The sequence below is a fragment of the Pseudomonas sp. WS 5011 genome (assembly GCF_012985775.1).
Lineage (GTDB): Bacteria > Pseudomonadota > Gammaproteobacteria > Pseudomonadales > Pseudomonadaceae > Aquipseudomonas > Aquipseudomonas peli.
Genome location: NZ_JAAQXA010000026.1, coordinates 20,399 through 41,632, shown reverse-complemented (window position 1 = coordinate 41,632; position 21,234 = coordinate 20,399). Strand labels below are relative to the sequence as shown.

The 21,234-nt window shown below is 61.0% G+C and carries 18 protein-coding genes; 3 read left to right on the top strand and 15 right to left on the bottom strand.

What is annotated here, in order from left to right; all coding sequences use genetic code 11:
• Positions 1–111 precede the first annotated feature (111 nt).
• The 4 genes from HBN63_RS19590 to HBN63_RS19575 form a co-directional block, all read right to left on the bottom strand.
• On the bottom strand, positions 112–723 hold the full coding sequence (locus HBN63_RS19590; RefSeq protein ID WP_170050564.1) for a restriction endonuclease: 612 nt from the start codon (positions 721–723) through the stop codon (positions 112–114).
• A 1,098-nt stretch (positions 724–1,821) separates the two neighbouring features.
• Positions 1,822–3,261 (bottom strand): sodium:solute symporter family protein, encoded by a 1,440-nt coding sequence (locus HBN63_RS19585; protein ID WP_170050563.1) that lies wholly within the window; start codon positions 3,259–3,261, stop codon positions 1,822–1,824.
• A gap of 363 nt (positions 3,262–3,624) precedes the next feature.
• On the bottom strand, positions 3,625–6,705 hold the full coding sequence (locus tag HBN63_RS19580; RefSeq protein ID WP_170050562.1) for an efflux RND transporter permease subunit: 3,081 nt from the start codon (positions 6,703–6,705) through the stop codon (positions 3,625–3,627).
• A gap of 5 nt (positions 6,706–6,710) precedes the next feature.
• The gene (locus HBN63_RS19575) at positions 6,711–7,832 is read right to left on the bottom strand and encodes an efflux RND transporter periplasmic adaptor subunit (RefSeq protein ID WP_170050561.1); all 1,122 of its coding nucleotides are present in this window, start codon (positions 7,830–7,832) and stop codon (positions 6,711–6,713) included.
• A gap of 91 nt (positions 7,833–7,923) precedes the next feature.
• Here HBN63_RS19575 and HBN63_RS19570 point away from each other — a divergent pair, with 91 nt between their 5' ends.
• Positions 7,924–8,562: a TetR/AcrR family transcriptional regulator gene (locus HBN63_RS19570; protein WP_170050560.1), complete on the top strand. Its 639-nt coding sequence runs from the start codon at positions 7,924–7,926 to the stop codon at positions 8,560–8,562.
• 162 nt (positions 8,563–8,724) lie between these two features.
• Here HBN63_RS19570 and HBN63_RS19565 read toward each other — a convergent pair whose 3' ends face one another.
• Positions 8,725–9,513: a class I SAM-dependent methyltransferase gene (locus tag HBN63_RS19565; RefSeq protein ID WP_170050559.1), complete on the bottom strand. Its 789-nt coding sequence runs from the start codon at positions 9,511–9,513 to the stop codon at positions 8,725–8,727.
• A gap of 105 nt (positions 9,514–9,618) precedes the next feature.
• Between HBN63_RS19565 and HBN63_RS19560 the strand changes: the two genes are divergently transcribed.
• Positions 9,619–10,383: a hypothetical protein gene (locus HBN63_RS19560; protein WP_262499046.1), complete on the top strand. Its 765-nt coding sequence runs from the start codon at positions 9,619–9,621 to the stop codon at positions 10,381–10,383.
• A 169-nt stretch (positions 10,384–10,552) separates the two neighbouring features.
• On the opposite strand, the gene HBN63_RS19555 is transcribed toward HBN63_RS19560, so the two are convergent.
• The 7 genes from HBN63_RS19555 to ppc form a co-directional block, all read right to left on the bottom strand.
• Entirely contained in the window at positions 10,553–11,245 is a 693-nt protein-coding gene (locus HBN63_RS19555) for an extensin family protein (RefSeq protein ID WP_170050558.1), read from the bottom strand.
• 13 nt (positions 11,246–11,258) lie between these two features.
• Positions 11,259–12,119, bottom strand: a complete 861-nt coding sequence (locus HBN63_RS19550) for a DUF72 domain-containing protein (protein ID WP_170050567.1) — start codon at positions 12,117–12,119, stop codon at positions 11,259–11,261.
• Between the two features lie 134 nt (positions 12,120–12,253).
• A complete protein-coding gene (locus HBN63_RS19545) occupies positions 12,254–12,595 on the bottom strand; it encodes a hypothetical protein (protein ID WP_090248529.1) in 342 nt (113 codons plus the stop codon).
• 134 nt (positions 12,596–12,729) lie between these two features.
• The gene (gene tsaB, locus HBN63_RS19540; protein WP_170050557.1) at positions 12,730–13,410 is read right to left on the bottom strand and encodes a tRNA (adenosine(37)-N6)-threonylcarbamoyltransferase complex dimerization subunit type 1 TsaB; all 681 of its coding nucleotides are present in this window, start codon (positions 13,408–13,410) and stop codon (positions 12,730–12,732) included.
• Positions 13,411–13,571: 161 nt separating this feature from the next.
• Positions 13,572–14,357: an HAD family acid phosphatase gene (locus tag HBN63_RS19535; protein ID WP_170050556.1), complete on the bottom strand. Its 786-nt coding sequence runs from the start codon at positions 14,355–14,357 to the stop codon at positions 13,572–13,574.
• A 194-nt stretch (positions 14,358–14,551) separates the two neighbouring features.
• A complete protein-coding gene (gene adk / locus HBN63_RS19530; RefSeq protein ID WP_090248532.1) occupies positions 14,552–15,199 on the bottom strand; it encodes an adenylate kinase in 648 nt (215 codons plus the stop codon).
• A gap of 246 nt (positions 15,200–15,445) precedes the next feature.
• Complete coding sequence (gene ppc, locus HBN63_RS19525; protein ID WP_090248534.1) at positions 15,446–18,082, bottom strand: phosphoenolpyruvate carboxylase; 2,637 nt, start codon at positions 18,080–18,082, stop codon at positions 15,446–15,448.
• A gap of 165 nt (positions 18,083–18,247) precedes the next feature.
• Here ppc and HBN63_RS19520 point away from each other — a divergent pair, with 165 nt between their 5' ends.
• Positions 18,248–18,589 (top strand): pilin assembly protein, encoded by a 342-nt coding sequence (locus HBN63_RS19520; RefSeq protein WP_090248535.1) that lies wholly within the window; start codon positions 18,248–18,250, stop codon positions 18,587–18,589.
• A gap of 2 nt (positions 18,590–18,591) precedes the next feature.
• On the opposite strand, the gene HBN63_RS19515 is transcribed toward HBN63_RS19520, so the two are convergent.
• From HBN63_RS19515 to HBN63_RS19505, 3 genes are all read right to left on the bottom strand, one after another.
• Complete coding sequence (locus HBN63_RS19515; RefSeq protein WP_090248537.1) at positions 18,592–18,897, bottom strand: hypothetical protein; 306 nt, start codon at positions 18,895–18,897, stop codon at positions 18,592–18,594.
• Positions 18,898–18,989: 92 nt separating this feature from the next.
• A complete protein-coding gene (locus tag HBN63_RS19510; protein ID WP_170050555.1) occupies positions 18,990–19,736 on the bottom strand; it encodes a TIGR00266 family protein in 747 nt (248 codons plus the stop codon).
• 189 nt (positions 19,737–19,925) lie between these two features.
• Positions 19,926–21,221: a flavohemoglobin expression-modulating QEGLA motif protein gene (locus tag HBN63_RS19505; protein WP_170050554.1), complete on the bottom strand. Its 1,296-nt coding sequence runs from the start codon at positions 21,219–21,221 to the stop codon at positions 19,926–19,928.
• Between the last annotated feature and the right edge of the window lie 13 nt (positions 21,222–21,234).

Genomic DNA, 21,234 nt, shown 5'->3' with positions numbered 1-21,234 from the left:
GAGGTTATCGCGGCGGCCAGAAACACTGAAATGAGCGGGTGATCTGATCGTTTTTGATTGGTTTGCTGCTTTCAAAATCGGCGACGGCTGAAGTCGACTGAAAATACAGGACTACTTCAGACCATCCTTAGCATCTGCGGTAAAGCTGCCGGAGGTCACCACAAAGCCGCCGGTGGCACCTTCTGCAGCGATCAGCCCGAAGAACTCACGCACTACTGCAACGCCAACCTTGGTAGCGCGCCACTGCTTGCATTGCACCAGATGCTTTTCGCTGCCTTTGTGCAGAATCAGATCAATACCGCCATCCGGCCCATTGCCGCCGCTTTCCGTGACGGTAAAGCCCTGCCGGCGAAAGGCCTCGCCAACCAGTTGTTCAAACTGCTGCCAGTTGATGCCTTCAACGGTTTTGCCGGGGCGTGTGGCATTGGCAACATCGTCCAGCAACTTGCGCCGCTTGGCGCGGGCGAATACCGAGCCAATCGCGCCGAAGATAAATGCTACGGGCACGATGTATTGCAGAAACATGGCGAAGGTTCGCCACATTTGCCCGGTCATGGCCGAGGCAAACTGCTTGGGATCGGTGGCGGTAGGCGGTGGGCTAATAGCGACGGAATGGAAGTACAGCCAGGCGGCCAAAGCGATCAGCAGGCTAAGCCACCAGGGTAGGCGCGAGGCAATAAAGATCAGGTCTTCGAAGGGGGATGTTTTGCTACGACGGGCCATCCTTGACTCCAGCAGTGCGTGGCAATAAGCCATCAGCGATACCGGATCATGCCGCAAAGGTATGGGCAGGGAAACCCAAACGTTCACTACGTCACGTTTTCATTATCAGCACGCCACTCGTTGGGTGGGTTGAGCGAAGCGATACCCATCAAGCTTCTAACGCCCGCCGCATATGTATTGGCCGTGAATCACCTTTTCGCCCTTACGGCGAGTCACTTGATTCGCTGCGCTCACCCTGCGGGCCAGCCTTCGGCTGTTACTGCGCTTCGCTCCGTATCTCTTTACTCGCGAAGAAAGTAACCAAAGAGAAAGCGCGCCCGGCATCCGGGTTTCGCTGCGCTTAACTTCCCTCGTTCCGGCGCTGCTCCGAGGGTCGTCACGGTGGGCCATCCCTGGCCCATCGCTCCTCGTTTGGTATCCATGCCAAACGCCCCTCTCCACAGCACCTATGCTCGGCCTCCTGACGGGATTTGTGGACCGCGTTGTTTGGGCGATTTGTGGAAGGCAGAGCGAAAGGCAAAAGCAGAAGCAAAAGCATCGCGGGCAAGCCCGCTCCTACAGGGTCGGCGAACATTCGTAGGATGGGTTGAGCCGCGCGATACCCATGCGGTTGATTGATGGGTATCGCTGCGCTCCCCCCATCCTACAAATCAAAAGCCAACTCGCTGCGCCGCCGAACCAATCCGCTAGCGCCAGGACAAACGCCCCATCAGCAGGCCGAGTGGAATCGTTGCGGAAGGGAGCGAGCCGCATGGATGCGGCGAGAGGCGTAAAGGGCCAGGGACGGCCCTTGTACGCCGGCCCCTGGAGCAATGATGGAGCGAGGGAACCCGACGAAGTCGGGCCGGATGCAAGGGGCAAGACTTTTTGCTTACTTTTGGGGCGTTTGCCAAAAGTGAGCCGCCGTAAGGGCGGAACCTTTAGCCCGGCCAACACATAAGCGGCGTATACAAAGACACAAAACCAGCCACATCAATACCAATCAGAAACAACAAAGCTCGCGGCCATGGGCCGCTCCTACAAAGGCGATATGCCCTCGCCGGGGCCGAAAAACAAAACCCCGCCAATCAGCGGGGTTTTGTCGGCCAAGCGCCAGGCTTATTCCGCCTGCGCCACCAGCGTGCCGTTGTGATTACGGCTCCACTGCGGCAGCAGCGTGCCAATCAACATACCGGCCATGCTGAACAGCAGGCCCGCCAGCTGTGGCGGCCAGAAGGCGGCTTCGCTCCAGGTGTATTCCAGGTAAATCCACGACACCAGACCAAAAGCGATGGCCACCAGCGCACCCTGGGTGGTCGCGCGTTTCCAGAACAACCCGGCAAACAACGGCACCACGGCCGCTACCAGGGTCACCTTGTAGGCGTTGCCGACCATCTCGTAGATGCTCGCATCGGAATACAGGGCAAAGCTCAGGGTCGCCGCCGCGCAGACCACGATGGTGACGCGCATCAGCAGCAGGAACTGCTTGTCGTTAAGCACCGGCAGGAAACGCTTGAGCACGTTCTCGGTCAGGGTCACCGACGGCGCCAGCAAGGTGCCGGAGGCGGTGGACATGATGGCCGAGAGCAGCGCGCCGAAGAACATGATCTGGGCGAACAGCGGCGTCTTGTCGAGGATCAGCAGCGGCAGAATCATCTGCGAATCTTCGGCCAGCCACTTCTCGACCAGCGCCGGGTCGATCATCGAGGCGGCGTAGACCAGAAACACCGGCAGCATGCAGAAGCCGAGGTAGAACACCGCACCGGTCATCGAGGCGCGCGCGGCGATGTTCTCGCTCTTGGCCGACATCACACGCTGGTACACGTCCTGCTGCGGGATGGAGCCGAGCATCATGGTCACCGCCGCGCCGATAAAGGCGACGATGTCCTTGGGCTCGAAGGCGTGCATAAAGGTGAACTTGCCTTCGCTGGCCGCCTTGCTGATCACCAGATCGGCGCCGCCGGCCATGTCGCTGAACAGCCAGACCAGGTAGATCAGGCCGACGACGATGATGATCATCTGGAAGAAGTCGGTCAGGGCAATCGACCACATGCCGCCAAACAAGGTGTACAGCAGCACGATAAAGGTGCCGAGGAACATGCCCTGGGTGGTGCTGATGCTGCCGTCGGAGATGACGTTGAACACCAGGCCCAGCGCGATCAGCTGCGCGGCGATCCAGCCCAGGTAGGACATGACGATGACCAGGCTGATGATCAGCTCGACCTGCGGGCCGAAGCGCTTCTTGAAGTAGTCGCCGATGGTCAGCAGGTTCATCCGGTACAGCGGCCGGGCGATGATCAGGCCGACCAGGAACAGGCAACCGAAGGAGCCGAACGGGTCTTCGATGATCCCGGCGAAGCCTTCCTCAAGGAAGGTGGCAGGAATCCCCAGTACCGCCTCGCTGCCAAACCAGGTGGCGAACACCATGGCGGCGACGATGGGGAAGCCCATGCTACGACCACCAGAGGCGAAATCGCGGGTGTTGTGCACCCGGGTGGAGGCGTAGAAACCGATGGCGACAGTCACCAGCAAATAGAGCGCAACGAACCAGATCAGCATGCTTTCCCGTTCCACAGACGTCAGCCCACCGCATGCATGGCCCACGCAGGCTGCGCAGGACGTAACGATGGGCTACAGGTTTTTGTTATGACCATTTTTGACGGGTAGCTGCACGCGCCCGTTCAAGGTCGCGCAGTCTGGCAAATACGTAAAATATGTCAAACAAAAACGACGAAACGTAAGCAGATAATTCGCCAAAACACTCTGCACGCCTCTGTAACAGACTGTAATCGCTGCATAACCTGTTCAAGCGCAGCTGCAGGTAGTTGCATATTTTTGACAGCAGCCCAGCAAGCGCCCTAACCGAAAGGCATAAAAAAGCCAGGCGCTGAGCCTGGCTTTTTCACATCATCAAGCGCCGATTCAGGCTGGTTTCGCCTCCACTTCCTTAACCCGGAACCACGCCGCATACAACGCCGGCAGGAACAGCAGGGTTAGCGCGGTGGCGACGATCAGACCGCCCATGATGGCAACCGCCATTGGCCCGAAGAACACGCTGCGCGACAGCGGGATCATCGCCAGTACGGCGGCCAAAGCCGTCAGCACGATAGGCCGGAAGCGCCGCACGGTGGCTTCGATAATCGCGTGCCAGCGGTCCATGCCCGAGGCGATGTCCTGCTCGATCTGGTCGACCAGAATCACCGAGTTGCGCATGATCATCCCCGACAGGGCGATGGTGCCGAGCATGGCCACAAAGCCGAACGGCTGGCGGAAGATCAGCAGGAACAGCGTCACGCCGATCAGCCCCAGCGGCGCGGTGAGGAACACCATGGCCGAGCGCGAAAAGCTTTTCAGCTGCAGCATCAGCAGGGTCAGCACCACCACGATAAACAGCGGAATACCGGCGTTTACCGAAGCCTGGCCACGGCTGGAATCCTCCACGGTGCCGCCAACATCCAGCTGGTAGCCGTCCGGCAGTTGCGCACGCACCGGCTCAAGGGTCGGCAGGATCTGTTTGATCAGGCTGGCCGGCTGCTCCTTGCCGTACACATCAGCGCGCACGGTGACGGTTGGCAGGCGGTTGCGGTGCCAGATGATGCCTTCCTCGAAGCCGTACTCCAGGGTGGCGATCTGCGACAGCGGCACGCTGCGGCCATTGTCGGTGGGCACCGCCAGGCTTGGCAGCAAACCGAGTTCCTGACGCTCACTCAAGGTGCCGCGCAGGAGGATTTCGATCAGCTCGTTGCCTTCGCGGTACTGACTGACTGGCGAGCCGGTCAGCGAACTTTGCAGGAAGCGCGACAGGTCGGCAGTGCTGACGCCCAGGGCGCGGGCGCGCTCCTGATCGATGTTCAGGCGCACCACCTTGCTTGGCTCTTCCCAGTCCAGGTGCACGTTGGTCACGTGGCTGTTCTCACGCACCTTGTCGGCGACCTGACGGGCCAGCTGGCGCACTTCGTCGATATGCTCGCCGGAAACGCGAAACTGCACCGGATACCCCACGGGCGGGCCGTTTTCCAGGCGGGCGATACGGGTGCGCAGAGTTGGGAACTCGTCCTGCAGCACATCAATCAGCCAGGTGCGGATCTTCTCGCGGTCTTCGATGCTTTTCGCCAGTACCACGAACTGGGCAAAGCTGGCGGCCGGCAGTTGCTGGTCCAGCGGCAGGTAGAAGCGCGGCGAGCCGGTGCCGACGTAGGCGACGAAGTTGTCGATGCCTTCGTGACCGCTGAGCAGCTGCTCCAGACGCTTGGCCTGCTCTTCGGTGGCGGCCAGGGAAGCGCCTTCGCTGAGTTTGAGGTCGACCATCAGCTCCAGACGGCCGGAAGCCGGGAAGAACTGCTGCGGGACAAAGCGGAACAGCACGATCGAGGCAACAAACAGGCCGATGGTCAGCAGGATCACGGTTTTACGCCGGCGTACGCACCACTCCACCGCCGTACGCACGCGCCGGTAGAACGGCGTGCCATAGGGGTCGTGGCCATCGGCGCTGCCGCCATGCTTGGCCGCATGCAGCTTGGCCAGATCAGGCAACAGTTTGGCGCCGAGGTACGGTACAAACACCACAGCAGCGATCCACGACACCAGCAGGGCAATCGCCACCACCTGGAAGATCGAGCGGGTGTATTCGCCAGTGCCCGACTGCGCCGTGGCAATCGGCAGGAAGCCGGCGGCGGTAATCAGGGTGCCGGTGAGCATGGGGAAAGCAGTGCTGGTCCAGGCATAACTGGCCGCTTTAATGCGGTCGTATCCCTGCTCCATCTTGATCGCCATCATCTCCACGGCAATGATCGCGTCATCCACCATCAGGCCCAGCGCCAGCACCAGCGCGCCGAGGGAAATCTTGTGTAGGCCAATGCCCAGGTAGTACATGGCGGCGAAGGTCATCGCCAACACCAGCGGAATCGACAGCGCCACCACCAGACCGGTGCGCAGGCCGAGAGAGAAAAAGCTCACCAGCAGCACGATGATCACCGCTTCGGTGAGCACGCGAACGAACTCACCGACGCCCGTCTTCACCGCTGCTGGCTGATCCGACACTTTGTTCAGTTGCATGCCGGCCGGCAGGGTTTCCTGCAGGCGAGCGAACTCACCCTCCAGGGCCTCGCCCAGCACCAGAATGTCGCCACCGGCCTTCATCGACACCGCCAGGCCGATGGCGTCTTCACCCATGTAGCGCATGCGCGGCGCGGGTGGATCATTGAAGCCGCGCTTAACCTCGGCTACATCAGAGATGCGGAACGTACGGTCGGCCACGCGAATCGGGAAGTTACGGATTTCATCAACCGTTTCAAAACGCCCGGTGACGCGCAGTTGCACGCGATCCGAGGCGGTTTCGAAGAAGCCGGCGGCGGCCACCGCGTTCTGTTCCTCCAACGCCTGCTGCACGGCCGCCAGTGGCAGGCCAAGGGTCGCCAACTTGGTGTTGGACAGTTCGATCCACACCTTCTCGTCCTGTAAACCAAGCAGATCGACCTTGCCGACGTCCTTGACCCGCTGCAGCTGCAGCTGGACGCGGTCGGCGTAATCCTTGAGCACGGCGTAGTCGAAGCCTTCACCGGTCAGTGCGTAGATATTGCCGAAGGTGGTGCCGAATTCATCGTTATAGAACGGCCCCTGAATACCCTGGGGCAAGGTGTGGCGAATATCGCTGACCTTTTTACGCACCTGATAGAACAGGTCAGGAATGTCGGCGGAATGCATCGAATCACGGGCGATAAAGGTCACCTGAGATTCACCCGGACGCGAGAACGAGACGATCTTGTCGTAGTCGCCGGTCTCCATCAGCTTCTTTTCGATGCGCTCAGTGACCTGACGGGCCACCTCTTCGGCGCTCGCCCCTGGCCAGTTGGTGCGCACCACCATGGCCTTGAAGGTAAAGGGCGGGTCTTCGCTCTGGCCCAGCTTGGTGTAGGAAATAGCGCCGACTACAGCCAGCAGCAGCATGAGGTACAGGACGATCTGGCGGTTACGCAGCGCCCAGGCGGAGAGGTTGAAATCCATCGGGCTTACTCCTCGACCGTCAGGTCGGCCTTGGCCGTCAACTGCACCGCACGGTTGTCGCGGTCTACCGGACGCACCTGCTGGCCTTCACGCAATACCTGACCACCGGCCGCTACCACCCAATCAGTGGCTTGCAGGCCTTCGAGTATCGGCACGGTTTTCTCACCGTAGGCACCAATGCGCACGTCGGTGCGCTTGAGGGTGGAATCCTTGGGGTCGACCACCCAGACATAGGGCTGGCCCTTCTCGGCTGTCACGGCCGACAGCGGCACGGCCAGCGGCACGTCGCCGTTGTGGGCGATAAATACGCGGGCGCTCTGGCCCAGTTCGGCCGGCACCTTGCCTTCCACGAAGGCCACGCGGGCAGCGAAGGTGCGCGATTGCGGATCGGCCGATGGCGACATCTCACGGATGCGCCCCGGGAAGCGCTGATCCGGCTGCGACCACAGTTCAACCGCCACATCCTGACCGACCTTAAAGCGCTCGAAGGCTTGCTCCGGCAGGTTGATCAACACTTCCCGCTCGCCATCCGCAGCCAGGGTGAACACGGTTTGCCCAGCGGCTACCACCTGACCGACTTCAACCATCCGCCGCGCCACCACACCGTCCTGGGACGCGCGCAGTACCGCGTAACCAGCCTGGTTGTTAGCCACGTTGAATTCAGCACGCACTTGTTTCAGGCGCGCCTCACCAGAGCGGTAGGTGTTTTCGGCATTGTCATACTGCGAGCGGCTGACCAGGTTACGCGCCAGCAGGGTTTTGTAGCGGTCACGCTCGGCACGTACCAGCTGCAAGTTGGCCTCGGCCGCCGCCACTTGGGCGCGGATAGCCTCCAGCTGCAGACGCACGTCCTGCGGGTCCAGTTCGGCCAGCGGCTGGTCCTTCTTCACCCGCGCGCCCACATCAACCAGGCGCTTGGCCACCTTGCCACCGATACGGAACGCCAGCTCCGGCTCCAGGCGCGCACGCACCTCACCGGGGTAGGCATTCATCAGGTCGCCAGCCAGTTGCGGCTGCACCACCATGGCCGGGCGCACGGCAACCTTGGCGGGCTCGCCATTACCGCAAGCGCCGAGCAACAGGATAAGACTGACAGGCAACGCAACAGACAGTGCATGACGAAACATGATGACTAACCTTTGTGGAGGCTTTTGAATATTTATACTGGCGGGTATAGTAAAAATAGCAAACTCACTAGTCCAGTATTAAAAACGACCAATGCCAAACAAAGTGTTGCCACCCAGCGGCCCCGGCCGACCCAAAGATCTGGCCAAGCGCAAAGCCATTCTGGAAGCGGCGAAGACCCTGTTTCTTAGCAATGGTTATGACGGTAGCAGCATGGACGCAATTGCCGCGGAAGCCGGGGTTTCCAAGCTCACGGTGTACAGCCACTTCACCGACAAGGAGAAGCTGTTCGCTGAAGCCGTGAAGTCCAAATGCGAAGAGCAACTACCCGAGCTGCTCTTCGAACTGGATGACCAGGTACCTATTGCGCAGACGCTGCTGAACATTGGTCGCGGCTTTAACCTGCTGATCAACAGCCGTGAGTCCGTGGAGCTGCACAGGGTGATGGTGAGCCTGGCGGCGCAGGACTCGACGCTGTCGCGGATGTTCTATGAAGCCGGCCCACAGCGTGTGCTGTACGGCATGGAAGAGCTGCTACGCAGCGCCGACCAGAGCGGCAAGCTGCGCGTACCCGACCCGCTGAACGCTGCCGATCAGTTCTTCTGCCTGATCAAGGGCGGCGCCAACTTCCGTCTGCTGATCGGCTGTGGCGAGGCCCTGCAAGGCAACGAGGCCGAAGCCCATGTGCGCGATGCGGTAGACGTTTTTCTGCGTGCCTTCCGCGCCGAGTAGCAGTCCGTTGAAAAACGTAGGCGAGGCAGCCAGCGCAAGGCAAAAACAGGCGAAAAAGCGGAGTTTACAAGTTGTAAATGAGCATTTTGAGCCTGTTTTTAACGCCGCGATGGCAACGTAGGTAGTTTTTCAACGGCCTGCTAGCGCAAGGTGTCGCCAGCGTTATTCGCTGGCTGGCTGCAGCTTCTTCTTCGGGTAGATGTCGTAGCGACTGGATTTGCCTTCCAGGGCATAACCCGGCTTGGCGCCTTCAATCAGCGGGGCCTTGCGCGGACGCTTGACCACCACCCGATGGCTGGCCAGATTCAGCGCCGCTTCAAGCAATGCGGGCGCATCCAGGTCATCGCCAACAAAGGGCCGGAACAGGCGCATCTCCTTCTTCACCAGCGCGCTCTTGTCGCGGTGCGGGAACATCGGGTCGAGGTAGATCACCTGCGGCGGCTCGCCCTGCCAGGCGTGCATCAGCTCGATGGCATTACCATTGAGCAACTGCATCTGCGCAGCAATCGGCGCCACATCGCGATCCAGCGCCGCACGCGCGAGACCATCTTCCAGCAGCGCGGCAATCAGCGGCTGGCGCTCGATCAAAGTCATGCGGCAACCCAGACTGGCCAGCACAAAGGCATCACGACCCAGGCCGGCCGTGGCGTCCAGCACAGTCGGGCGCACCCCAGCCTGCACCCCAACCGCCTTGGCGATCATCTGCCCGCTGCCTCCGCCGAACAGCCGGCGATGCGCCACAGCGCCTTCGACAAAATCCACTCTCACCGGCCCCGGCGCTTGCGGGCCCAGCTCCACCAGCTGCAAGCCGCCCTCACCCAGTTGCAGGGCAAACTCGCTGTCGCCCTCCAGCGGTAAACCCAGGCGCGCGGCCCAGGCTTCAGCCGCCGCCTGCAAATGGGTAGCGAGGGCTTGCATACGAACTCTGGCTATTAGCCGCTCATCACTCATCAGAAAATGTGCTCAAAATCACTCAATTGACCGTCACAGCGGCCGATAACCTGCCTGAGCGGCATTTTGCCAGACCCGGCAGCTTCCAGCCGCACCGAGTTCGCCATGTTCGATGTAATTTCCGCCCCACGCAGCGTCGCGCCGTCGGCCGCTAATACCAGTTCAATCAGCGAGACGCTGGAGGATGGCAAACGCACGTCGCTGAATTACCAAATTCTGCGGCGCACCCTGATGCCCGATGAAGTGGAAGCCGAAGCGCCTGCCAAGGCGCCGGAAACGCCCAGCGAGCCGCCCGCTGTCACCGCCCAGGCCAGTGATTTTCAGGAAATGGCAGCCCAACGCGAGCTAGAGCTGAATGTCAGTATCAACGCAGAACCGCAGAAAACCGACCCTCTGGTGCTGGACCTAGCCGGCAACGGCTTCAGCACCAGCGGCCTGGCCCGCTCGGTACGCTTCGATCTGGATGCCGACGGTAAGCTCGACCAGATCAGCGTGCCCACCGGCGACGATGCCCTGCTCGCTTATGACCGCAACGCTAACGGCCGCATTGATGATGGTCGCGAGCTGTTTGGCGACCAGAATGGCGCAGCCAACGGCTTTGCCGAACTGCGCAAATACGATGACAACGGCGATGGCCGTATCGACAGCCAGGATGCGATCTTCGAGCGCCTGAGCCTGTTGCGCTTCGATGCTCAGGGCCGGCAATCCAGTCAGTCGCTGAGTGAGGCCGGGGTCAGTGCGATTGACCTGCAGGCACGCGACGTGAAGATTGCCCTGGGCGCCTACGACGAAATCGCCCAACTCGGCCGCTTCGAATTCGCCGACGGCCGCAGCGGCCAGGCTGCCGACCTATTGTTGGCGCAGCGTTAAGTCAAAGCGGCCCGTAGGGACGCTTTCAGAACCTGTGTTCCGATCTCGCGAGCTAGAGCGAGACAAGGCAGAAATGGCTGAGGGCGCGGAGTTTACGGGTTGTAAATGAGCAGTCCGAGGCCATTTCTAACGCAGGATCGCCGACGCGCAGCTGATCCGAACCAGGTTCTTAGCGGCACATGCGCCATAACCCCATATCCACATGAAAGTGGTCGCGATGGGCCGCGTTGTATTCCGGCCCCAAGGTGGTATTGAATCGTCGACAAGCCCCCTGCTGCACCTGGCGTAGAAACTCGGCGTTCTTGCCCTCTTTGGGCCAATCCTGCAGCACGCTGATGCGCCGCCCATCAGCCAGGCGAAACCCGACGATATCCAGCGCATTGGCCGAGGCATGTTGGCTGCGCCGCTGACTGCCGGCAATAGTGCGGCAGGCGAAACTACCCACATGCTCGACCCGCGCCACGCGCTGACCAAACACTGCCTGGGCAGTTGGCTGCAGATCATGCTGTTCAAACAGAGCAAAGGCCGCTGCCAGCGGGCAGCTGGCGATAAAGCTGCTGCTGAAAGCAACGCCGGAGCTGTGTACGCGCAGGGTATTGTTCAGCGGGCACGCCACCTCTGGGCTGCTGTCGGCTTGCGGGGTAAAGCGCAGTGAAGAGGTGTTCAACGCCTGCTGGCACAGCGCGGGATCATCCTGCAACCGCCAGAGCTTGAAGCTGGTCACCAGGTTCGGCGTTTCGCGAATATCCAGCACCGCCCAGGGATTCCAGCGCGGCGGCACATCCAGCCAGCCACGCCAAATCGCCAGCAACAGGCCGGCGAGCACTACACAGAGAAGCAGAAAAGCACGGAATAAAGTCATGGAGCGCAGCCTATCAGAGCAGGCCCAACTGCTCGACCTCGTCCTCGACCTGCACCTGAGGTAAGGCTGGCAACCCTGGCAAACGCTGCATCAATTGCTGGTGGAAACGCTGTGCTAGCTGCGGAGCCAGGCGATTATCCGAGGTATGTAGGAAGACGTAGGGCGTGCGCCCTTCTTCGATCCAGCCCGCCACCTTGTCCAGCCAAGGCGCCATAAAGGGATCATTGGCCAGCAACTCGGGATGACCGATAAAGCGTAGCTGCGGGGCCTGACTAAAGGCCGTGGGCCGCAGCGGCAGACGCGGTTTCTTGGCCTGCGCATGCAATACGGCTGGCGCGCTGGATACACAGCTGAACAGCGCCCGTGAATCCAGGCAGATACGCTCGATACCGCGACCATGCAGTAGACGATTGAGGCTGCGCTCCTCCTCGCCTTTGGCAAAGAACGCCGGATGGCGCACCTCGACGGCCAGCTCCTCGGCCTGCCAAGGCTCGATAAAAGCGCTCAGCTCCGCCAGACGCTGCGGCCCGAAGCTTGCGGGCAGTTGCAGCCAGAACGGCGCGACCCGCTTACCCAACGGCGCCAATAGGCGGCGAAAATCTTCGGTGGCGCTCAGCTGGTCACGCAGGTCGCCGTTATGACTGATCTCACGCGGCAGCTTGGCGCAAAAGCGCAGATGCGCCGGCATGCGCTCGGCCCAACGGGCCACGGTATCGACGGAAGGCTTTGCGTAGAAGGTGGTATTGCCCTCAACGGCATTGAACACCTGGGCATACAACGGCAGAAAGTCGGCGCTGCGACTGCCTTCTGGATACAAAAAACCGCGCCAGGCGGGCTCGCTCCATGACGGGCAACCGAGGTAGTAAGGCAAGATCAATTCGAAGACCGTTGAGAAAGGTAGCGAGCAAAGACGAAATCAGCTGAGGGAAGCAGTGTACGAGTTGTATATGAGTACGACGAGGCTGATATCAACGCGGCATGGCCGAACGCAGTAGTTTCGCAGGGGTTCTAGGCGTAGAGGTCGAGGCCCATAACCTGCTGGGCATCCGCCTCGCTGGCGAAACTGGCGGTTGAGCTGTAGCTGGCCAACGCCTGGGCGGCGCGGTTGTTCAGTGGCGGTTGATACAGCTGGTCTTGCAGGCGCGAAGGCAGGCTGTCGCTGCTGGCATTACTGGCTTCAACCTTGCGCGTTTGGGCTACTGGCTCAAAGCCCTGGGTACTGGCGGGTGATGCAGGCTGCTCGCGACGTTCCTCAATCTCGCGCTGTGCTTCGCGAAATGGCGTAACCGCAGAGCCCGAGCGGGCACTGCGGTCTGGCGAATAAGAGGAGGTAAAACCGTCGATACGCATCAGTTACTGCTCGGCTTGCTTAGCCAACGATGGACACAAGTGATGGCAATTTAGCCCCCGTAGAGCGGCTTGGCAATCAAGCGCGGTGCAACGCGACAATATGCGCGACAGAAGGTGCGCCGGTACCCAGCGGTTTAAACCGAGGCTTTGGGCGTGGCCACTTGATCCCGCAGGTAAACCGGCTGCGCCAGGTCAGCGTCCAGCGCCTCACCACGCGCCCAGGCAAAGCGCGCCAGGCTGAGCAGGTCTTCGGCATGCGGCAGCATGGCGGCATCCTGCCCGCTGACGGCAACTGGAATACGCGCTGCAAAGGTGCCCCAACCAGTACCGGCAGCAAACCAGTCGCCGCTAGCATAACCCGGCAGGCTGGCACGTTCCGGAGGCAATACAGCCTCGACGCCGGCCAGGCGCATTTCGCCCTGCTCAGCGCGGTAGCATCCCCAATAGACTTCATCCATACGTGCATCAATGGCTGCAGCCACCTGCTGCGCGCCATGCTCACGCAAGCTGCGCTGCGCTAGCACGGCCAGATTGGACACCGGCAGCACCGGACGCTCCAGGGCAAACGCCAACCCCTGCACCACGCCAATGGCAATCCGCACACCGGTAAAAGCACCAGGACCGCGGCCAAAGGCAATTGCGTCGAGCGCCGACAACGGCACCTCGGCATCGGCCAGCAGCTGCTTGATCATGGGCAGCAGACGCTGGGCGTGCAGGCGCGGAATCACTTCGTAGTGGCTGAGCACCTGACCGTTATGCAGCAGGGCAACGGAGCAGGCTTCGGTGGCAGTATCCAGGGCCAGGAGAGTGGTCATTGCGGTCGGACAGGTGACGAAATGGACGGGCATTAGACCGGCTTGAGGCTTTTTTTTCCAGCGCAATCACTGCCGCCCGCGCCTGTCACGCGAGCGAACTCACAGCACCACAAGCCTGCAGCGAGCCACAACAGGCCCGCTGTTGCCTGACTGAAGCGTGCTTACCAAGGCTGAATAACGGTCTTGGCATCCCAACCTTGCAACGGCGCTTTGGACCAAGTGCCGTAACTCGCGTTGGGGAAGACGATCCATTCGGTGCCCCATTTGCCTGCTTCGGCGGCCACGGTAGCGCGTTGATCGGCGAGCGGCGTCTTGCGGAAACGTCCATCGAAGTCATGCAGGGTGTCCCCCAGCAGCAACACGATCTGATGATCTGCACTGACGATGGCGCGACGTTCCACTTTAGGCGGCCCCAGCAACAGCACGCTTTCTTCAGAGATTTGCGGCAGCCCGAGCTTGCTCAGCGTGGCCAGGGTGTACTTCTTCTGCTCATCGGCGCGATCAGAGATGTAGCGAATGGTCACCCCGAGCTTGTCGGCGTGCTCAAGAAATTGCTTCGCACCTGGAATCTGCGCAGGGGTACCGTCACGCTCCCAAGGCAGCCAGGTGTCCCAGCCGTCATAGGTGTGACAGTTGGCCAGATCACGCGCAAGCAGGGCGCTGTTATCAATAACGGTTTCATCCAGGTCGGTAACGATGGCCAGCTTGGACGGATCTTTCGCTGCGGCCACTGCCGCATCCAGCTTCAGCGTCGCGATGTTGTACGCCTGCAGCTGCAGGGCCTGAACTTCCGCCGATTGCTGCTGGAAGCGCAGCCCCATGGTGAACTCGGCAACGCTGCAGTCGGTCTTGGGCTTCGCCGGAGTCTCGGCGAAGGTCGCAGGACTCCCCACCAGCGCTAACGCAAGGCCCAACCAGATGGCACTCTTTGCTGTTTTCTCGGTCATTGAATGCGCTCTCTTCCTTCGTATGAGTAAAGGCTTAATGCCTACAACCAGTCCATCTTGGTATAGACCAAGCCGATGCTAACTTAGGCGAGCAAGGTTACTGTTCCATGAACGACGCTCAGCGAGTCCAGCGCGCCAACCGCAGAAACGACAACGGCCCGCAAAAGCGGGCCGTTGGCTGACTGCAGCAAGGCTTAGCTGAGCGCAGCAAGCACCTTGGCAGTGATCTCGTCGACCGAGCCAACGCCTGCGATGGCGCTGTACTTCGGCGTGCCGTCAGCGGCAGCGAGCTTCTGATAGAAGTCCACCAGTGGTTTGGTCTGCGAGTGGTAGACCGACAGGCGATGACGTACGGTTTCTTCTTTGTCGTCATCACGCTGGATCAGCGCTTCACCGGTTTCATCGTCAATACCGGCGACTTTCGGCGGATTGTGCTCGGTGTGGTAGACGCGGCCCGATGCAGGGTGCACGCGACGACCCGCGATACGGCCGACGATTTCTTCGTCATCAACGGCAATTTCGACCACGTTGTCGATGACCACGCCGGCTTCCTTCAGGGCTTCAGCCTGAGGAATGGTGCGCGGGAAGCCATCAAAGAGGAAACCATTGGCGCAATCGGCTTGGGCGATACGCTCCTTGACCAGATTGATGATCAGGTCATCGGAGACCAGACCACCGCTGTCCATCACGCTTTTGGCAACCAGGCCCAATTCAGTGCCAGCCTTGACCGCAGCACGCAGCATGTCACCGGTGGAGATTTGCGGAATACCAAACTTCTTGGTGATGAAACCAGCTTGGGTACCTTTACCGGCACCGGGCGCCCCCAGCAAAATCACGCGCATCGATGTGCTCCTCAAGATTTAAGTAAAAATCGTCGGACTCGCCTCGTGGGGCCAATCTCAGAATTGTTCAAGCAGCGCTGCCAAACTGGGCCAGAGTGCCGAAAGGCCGCTCAAGATACACAGCGCACCCATAGCGCACAAGCCACCGAAAGTCGGATACACCTGCGACCACCTCTGAAAGGTAGTGCTTTCGCCAGCGCACTACATATGCACCAGCGAAAGCCCCCTCCGCCCTCTGCAATACGCCTAGCCGGTGTTACGTAACCCCGCCGCAATTCCCGCCACACTGACCAGCAAGGCCTGTTCCAGAGGGCTGTCGGCCTGATTGTCGCGCAGCCGGGAGCGTGCTAGTAGCTCGGCCTGGAGCAGGTGTAGCGGGTCCAGGTAGGTGTTGCGCACACTGATCGACTCCAGGGTTTCCGGGCTGTGCGCCAAGAGCTGCGACTGCCCGGTCAAACCCAGCACTGCGACCACCGCCTGCGACAATAGGCCGCGTAGATGCTCACCCAGCGGACGCAGGGCTGGCTCGACCAACCGCTCGTCATACAACTGGGCGATGGACTCGTCAGCCTTGGCCAGCACCATCTCCAGCATGTCGATACGGGTGCGAAAGAACGGCCAGTGCTCGCGCATCTGCCCGAGCAGCTCGCCTTCGCCGCGCTGCAAGGCATTGTCCAGCGCCGCTTCCCAGCCCAGCCAGGCCGGCAGCATCAGGCGCGTTTGCGTCCAGGCGAAAATCCACGGAATCGCGCGCAGGCTCTCGACGCCACCCTCGCGACGCTTGGCCGGGCGGCTGCCCAGAGGCAAGCGGCCCAACTCCTGCTCCGGCGTAGCCTGGCGGAAATAGTCGACGAATAACGGGTGTTCGCGCACCACCGCGCGGTAGGCGCTGACGCCATCGCTGGCCAGTTTGTCCATCAGCTCGCGCCAGGCCGGTTCCGGGCTGGGCGGCGGTAACAAGGTGGCTTCCAACACTGCCGCCAGGTAGAGATTGAGGTTTTGTTCGGCGATATCTGGCAGGCCGAATTTGAAACGAATCATTTCACCCTGCTCGGTGGTGCGGAAACGCCCCGTCACCGAACCGGGCGGCTGCGACAGAATCGCCGCATGTGCCGGGCCACCGCCACGCCCCACCGTACCGCCGCGGCCGTGAAACAGCAGCAGCTCGACATCCTGTTCACGGCACACCTGCACCAGGGTTTCCTGGGCACGGTACTGCGCCCAGGCCGCCGCAGTGGTGCCAGCGTCCTTGGCGGAGTCGGAGTAACCGATCATCACTTCCTGCGGCCCGTGCAAGCGCGCGCGGTAGCCATGCAGCGCCAGCAGCCGGCTGATCACCGGACCGGCGTTGTCCAGATCGGCGAGGGTTTCAAACAGCGGCACCACGCGCATCGGCCGTTGCAACCCGGCTTCCTTGAGTAGCAGTTGCACTGCCAGCACATCGGAAGCCGCACCGGCCATGGAGATCACGTAGGAACCCAGGGATGCGGCAGGCGCACTGGCCACTTCACGGCAGGTGGCCAGCACCTCCGCGGTTTCGCCGCTGGGTTTGAAATGCCCCGGCAGCAGCGGCCGGCGGTTTTCCAGCTCTTTCAGTAGAAACGCCAGGCGCGCCTCTTCATCCCACTCGGCGTAACGGCCCAGGCCGAGATAATCGGTGATTTCGCTCATGGCGGCGGCGTGGCGGCTGGAGTCCTGACGCACATCCAGACGCACCAGAAACAGCCCGAAGGTCGCCGCGCGGCGCAGGCAATCGAGCAACGGGCCATCAGCGATCACGCCCATGCCGCATTCATGCAGCGACTGGTAACACAGGGTCAACGGCTCCAGCAGCTCGCGATTGTCCTGCAGCACGGCTGCAGACGTCGGCACGTGTTCATGCAGCGCGGCCTGAGCCCAGCTGCGGGTGGCGCGCAGACGCTCACGCAGCTGCTTGAGCAGGCTGCGATAGGGCTCGGCGCTCTCGCCTACCCGCGCCAGCAGCGCCGGGCTTGCCTTCTGCATGGACAGATCGGCGGCCAGGTTATCGACATCGCGCAAGTACAGATCCGCCGCCATCCAGCGCGCCAGCAGCAGCACTTCGCGGGTAATGCTTGCGGTGACATTCGGGTTGCCGTCACGGTCGCCGCCCATCCACGAGGCGAAGCGAATCGGTGCGGCGTCAAGCGGCAGGTGCAACCCGGTGGCGCTATGCAGCACCTGATCGGCCTTGCGCAGCACATTGGGGATGGCATGCCAGAGCGAATGCTCGATCACCGCAAAGCCCCATTTGGCTTCATCCACCGGGCTGGGCCGGCTGCGGCGGATTTCCTCGGTGTGCCAGGCTTCGGCAATCAGCCGTTGCAGGCGCTGTTTGACCTGCTCACGCTCGGCCGCCGAAAGGTCACTATGGTCGCCGGCCGCCAACTGTTCGGCCATTGCATCGTATTTCTGAATCAGGGTGCGCCGCGCCACTTCGGTGGGGTGTGCGGTCAGCACCAGCTCGATATCCAGGCGGCCGAACTGACGGGCCAGCGCATCGCCTTTGTGGCCGTTGCTGGATAACCGCTGCAGTAGATCGGCAAGCATATTGTCTTCAAACGGCTGCGCTTCACCCGGCGCGCGGCGGCGTACACGGTGGTACTGCTCGGCGATATTGGCCAGGTTGAGAAATTGGTTGAACGCCCGCGCCACCGGCAGCAGCTCGTCATCATCCAGTTGATTGAGGGTTGCACTGAGTTGCTCTGCACCCTCCTGCGAACCGCGGCGCGAGGCCTTAGCGCCCTTGCGAATGCGCTCAATCTTGTCGAGAAAGGCAGCGCCATGCTGCACGCTGATGGTGTTACCCAGTAGTTCGCCGAGCTGGTGGACGTCCTCGCGCAGACGCGCGTCGATTTCTGCCATGAGTGTTGCCTCCGCTGATCCTGCCTCCAGAGTGCCCAGCGCGCCAACTTCTTACAAGTGCGCGACGCTGCGGCCGCACTTATCGGGGCAGGCACTAGTCTGAGTTAAGCAAGCCCAGCCCAGCCCAGACTCACAGGGCGGGCACAGAACAGACACGAGGTCATCATGAAGATTCGCGAGCTTGTTCAGCACTGGCAGGAGAATGCCCAAGGGCGGCTGAGCGCAACGCCTTATCAGATACGACTCGACCTGGAAGCCGAAGCGCGCCTGGCGGCCCTGCAGGAGATGTACCCCAAGCACCACATTGAAGAGCTGCTCGGGGAATTGCTCGGTGCCGCGCTTGATGAGCTGGAGGCCAGCCTGCCCTATGTTCAGGGCAGCAAAGTGGTGGCCAGCGATGAACAGGGCGACCCGCTGTATGAAGACATCGGCCTCACACCGCGCTTCCTCGCCCTGTCACGCCGACATTTGCAGCGCCTCAGCGAACAGCAAAAGCAGACGGACTGAGGTTATTGGCCTTCGCTGCAGCGCACAGCCTGCTTGCGGCGGTCGACGAGCACGCCGCTCAGCCCCTTCTGCTCCAGGTCAAACATCACCAGTACGCCATCAATGCACTGGGCGACTTGGCTGGCAGGTTTGAGGGAGACTTTATAGTCCTCGCCCGGCACCGTCTTAAGCATGGTGAACTCGGACAGCAGTAACGCATCTTCTGGCTTGGCGATGTGCAGATAGCCGTAATAGCTGAGCACAGCCACCGTGGCGCAGATGCTGCCAATACCGGTGAGGATCAGCGGGATGGGGTTAACTTCACTCATAACAGGCTCTCGGATTTTTCAGTTAGCGTGCTAAGCACAGGCGGCGCAGCTTGCAGCAAACATTCACGCCTGCAAAGGCCCAGATTGCCGCATCATTTGCCGCCAGCGCGTACTTCCTCGCGTGCTTTGAACGTCGCTTCATAGATGCGCTCGGCCAGGCGCGAGAACGGCAGGCTCTGCACCCACACCGTACCAGTGCCCTTGAGCGTAGCGAGGAGGATCCCCTCGCCGCCGAACAGCATGCTTTTCAGGCCGCCAGCCAGGGCGATGTCGTAATCAATGCCACTGGTAAAAGCCACCAGACAGCCAGTGTCCAGACGCAGGGTTTCGTTATTCAGTTCCTTGCGAATGACCGTGCCACCGGCATGCACAAAGGCCAGGCCGTCACCTTCGAGCTTCTGCAGAATAAACCCTTCACCACCGAAGAAACCGGCGCCCAGACGCTTGTTAAAGCTGATGCCGACTGCCGTGCCATAGGCGGCGCAGAGAAAGGCATCTTTCTGGCAAATCAGCGTACCGCCATGCTCCGCCAACTGGATCGGCACCACGGTGCCGGGATAAGGCGCCGCAAACGCTACCCGCGCCGGGGTTTTACCGGCATTGGAGAAGTGCGTCATAAACAGCGATTCACCGGTCAGCATGCACTTGCCCATGCCCCACAGCTTGCCCAGCAAGCCCGTGGCCGCGCCATCGCCCATGCGTGTTTCAAAGCGGATGCCATCGGTCATGTAATTCATCACGCCAGCTTCGGCGATCACTGTTTCGCCCGGATCGAGAATGATCTCCACGCTCTGCGCAGAGGCGCCGAGGATTTCGTAGTCGAGTTGATGACTGGGCATGCGCAGCTCCTGTTAATGCGGGAAGAGCAACCCGGATTTCATCCGGGCTACGAATCGTCTATTAAAGGGCTAGGAGCGTCACGAGCGAAGGTTAGGCAAGGCGCGCAAGATCTGAAAAGCGGAGTTTACGACTGTAAATGAGCATTTTTCAGGTCGTGCGCAACGCTGCATATCCGAGCGCAGTAGCTCCTAGAGGATATTGGCGTAGTCGGCTTCGATCCGATCCAAACTCAGGTGATTGAGGAAGTTGGAGAAACACATCCAGGCCGACAGCGAGTTGAGATCACTGAACTGCGGTGGCAGGTACTTGGGCGCAACAACCAACCCCTCATCCACCAGCTGACGCAAGGAGCGCATGTCTTCCAGGGTGGTCTTGCCGCAGAACAGCAGCGGAATCTGCTCCAGCTTGCCTTTGCGCACAGCCAGCTGGATGTAGTTGTAAATCATGATGAAGCCTTTCAAGTAGGACAGGTCCTTGGTGAAAGGCAGGCCGTTGGGGGTGGAACCGCGGAACACTCGGTTGGCGTTGCTGTAGCTCTGCTCCTGGCTAAAACCCTGCTCGCGGTAGAAGTCGAACACTTGCAGGAAATCGGCGCCCTCTTCGGCCATGTGAATGGCGCGGGTGCGGTTGGTCAGCTTGCGTAAACGGGTTGGGTAGGAGGCAAAGGTGATCACCTCCATCAGGATTGCTAGGCCTTCCTGGGTCACCGTGGACGAGGGCGGGCCCTTGGCCAGAAAGGTGCAAACCGGCTGGCTCAGACCATTCAGGGTGGTCGCCACGTGCACCAGGCCCTCGTGCACTTCCAGGGCTTTTACATCGCGCTCATTGAACATCGCATCGGCGCGGATCTTGATGTAGTCGGCACCGGCGGCCGCATCGGCGAGAATACCGTCAGACTCAAACACCCGAATGGTGCCCTCCTCCTCGCCAAACACCTTGTTCAGGCGCTGTTGCAACAGGCTGACCGCTTCCTTGGCCGTCAGGGTCTTGGCTTCGTCCTTGAGGTCGCCGCGCTTGTCGATGTTATTCAGGAAGTCGGAAAACATCAGGCCCAGGTCGGCCAGGGTTGGATCGCCGGCATGGAAGGCGTCGGAAGCCGCACCGTAGAGTTCCTGGCTGATCAGACCGAAGTCCTCGGTGCCGCGTGCTTCAAGCATACGAATGACCATGCGGTACTCGCGGCACATGCGCCGCATGATCTTGCCCACCGGGTTGAACTGGCCGAGCTGGCGAGTGATGTCGCGCTCGATATTCTGGAATTCCAGCTTCTTCGCCGACGCATCAAAGGGCAGCGGCCGGTTGGCGTAGTAGGAACGGTCAACGGCGGGCAGTTTCTTGCCTTTGTGCTTGAGAAACTCGCTGCGTATCGAGTCGTCCCATTTCACCGCATCCAGCACGCGAATCGGCGTCTGCGCGTCGACTAGACGGTCGGATAGCGCGCGCACGATCAGCTGATAATCGTCCAACCCGGTATGACTGTTCATGCTTTCCTCACCA

Excerpts from the sequence above, each read along its gene's own strand:
- HBN63_RS19590 (WP_170050564.1), bottom strand. The coding sequence starts at position 723 with ATGGCCCGTCGTAGCAAAACATCCCCCTTCGAAGACCTGATCTTTATT.
- HBN63_RS19585 (WP_170050563.1), bottom strand. The coding sequence starts at position 3,261 with ATGCTGATCTGGTTCGTTGCGCTCTATTTGCTGGTGACTGTCGCCATC.
- HBN63_RS19580 (WP_170050562.1), bottom strand. The coding sequence starts at position 6,705 with ATGGATTTCAACCTCTCCGCCTGGGCGCTGCGTAACCGCCAGATCGTC.
- HBN63_RS19575 (WP_170050561.1), bottom strand. The coding sequence starts at position 7,832 with ATGTTTCGTCATGCACTGTCTGTTGCGTTGCCTGTCAGTCTTATCCTG.
- HBN63_RS19570 (WP_170050560.1), top strand. The coding sequence starts at position 7,924 with ATGCCAAACAAAGTGTTGCCACCCAGCGGCCCCGGCCGACCCAAAGAT.
- HBN63_RS19565 (WP_170050559.1), bottom strand. The coding sequence starts at position 9,513 with ATGAGTGATGAGCGGCTAATAGCCAGAGTTCGTATGCAAGCCCTCGCT.
- HBN63_RS19560 (WP_262499046.1), top strand. The coding sequence starts at position 9,619 with ATGTTCGATGTAATTTCCGCCCCACGCAGCGTCGCGCCGTCGGCCGCT.
- HBN63_RS19555 (WP_170050558.1), bottom strand. The coding sequence starts at position 11,245 with ATGACTTTATTCCGTGCTTTTCTGCTTCTCTGTGTAGTGCTCGCCGGC.
- HBN63_RS19545 (WP_090248529.1), bottom strand. The coding sequence starts at position 12,595 with ATGCGTATCGACGGTTTTACCTCCTCTTATTCGCCAGACCGCAGTGCC.
- tsaB (WP_170050557.1), bottom strand. The coding sequence starts at position 13,410 with ATGACCACTCTCCTGGCCCTGGATACTGCCACCGAAGCCTGCTCCGTT.
- HBN63_RS19535 (WP_170050556.1), bottom strand. The coding sequence starts at position 14,357 with ATGACCGAGAAAACAGCAAAGAGTGCCATCTGGTTGGGCCTTGCGTTA.
- adk (WP_090248532.1), bottom strand. The coding sequence starts at position 15,199 with ATGCGCGTGATTTTGCTGGGGGCGCCCGGTGCCGGTAAAGGTACCCAA.
- ppc (WP_090248534.1), bottom strand. The coding sequence starts at position 18,082 with ATGGCAGAAATCGACGCGCGTCTGCGCGAGGACGTCCACCAGCTCGGC.
- HBN63_RS19520 (WP_090248535.1), top strand. The coding sequence starts at position 18,248 with ATGAAGATTCGCGAGCTTGTTCAGCACTGGCAGGAGAATGCCCAAGGG.
- HBN63_RS19515 (WP_090248537.1), bottom strand. The coding sequence starts at position 18,897 with ATGAGTGAAGTTAACCCCATCCCGCTGATCCTCACCGGTATTGGCAGC.
- HBN63_RS19510 (WP_170050555.1), bottom strand. The coding sequence starts at position 19,736 with ATGCCCAGTCATCAACTCGACTACGAAATCCTCGGCGCCTCTGCGCAG.
- HBN63_RS19505 (WP_170050554.1), bottom strand. The coding sequence starts at position 21,221 with ATGAACAGTCATACCGGGTTGGACGATTATCAGCTGATCGTGCGCGCG.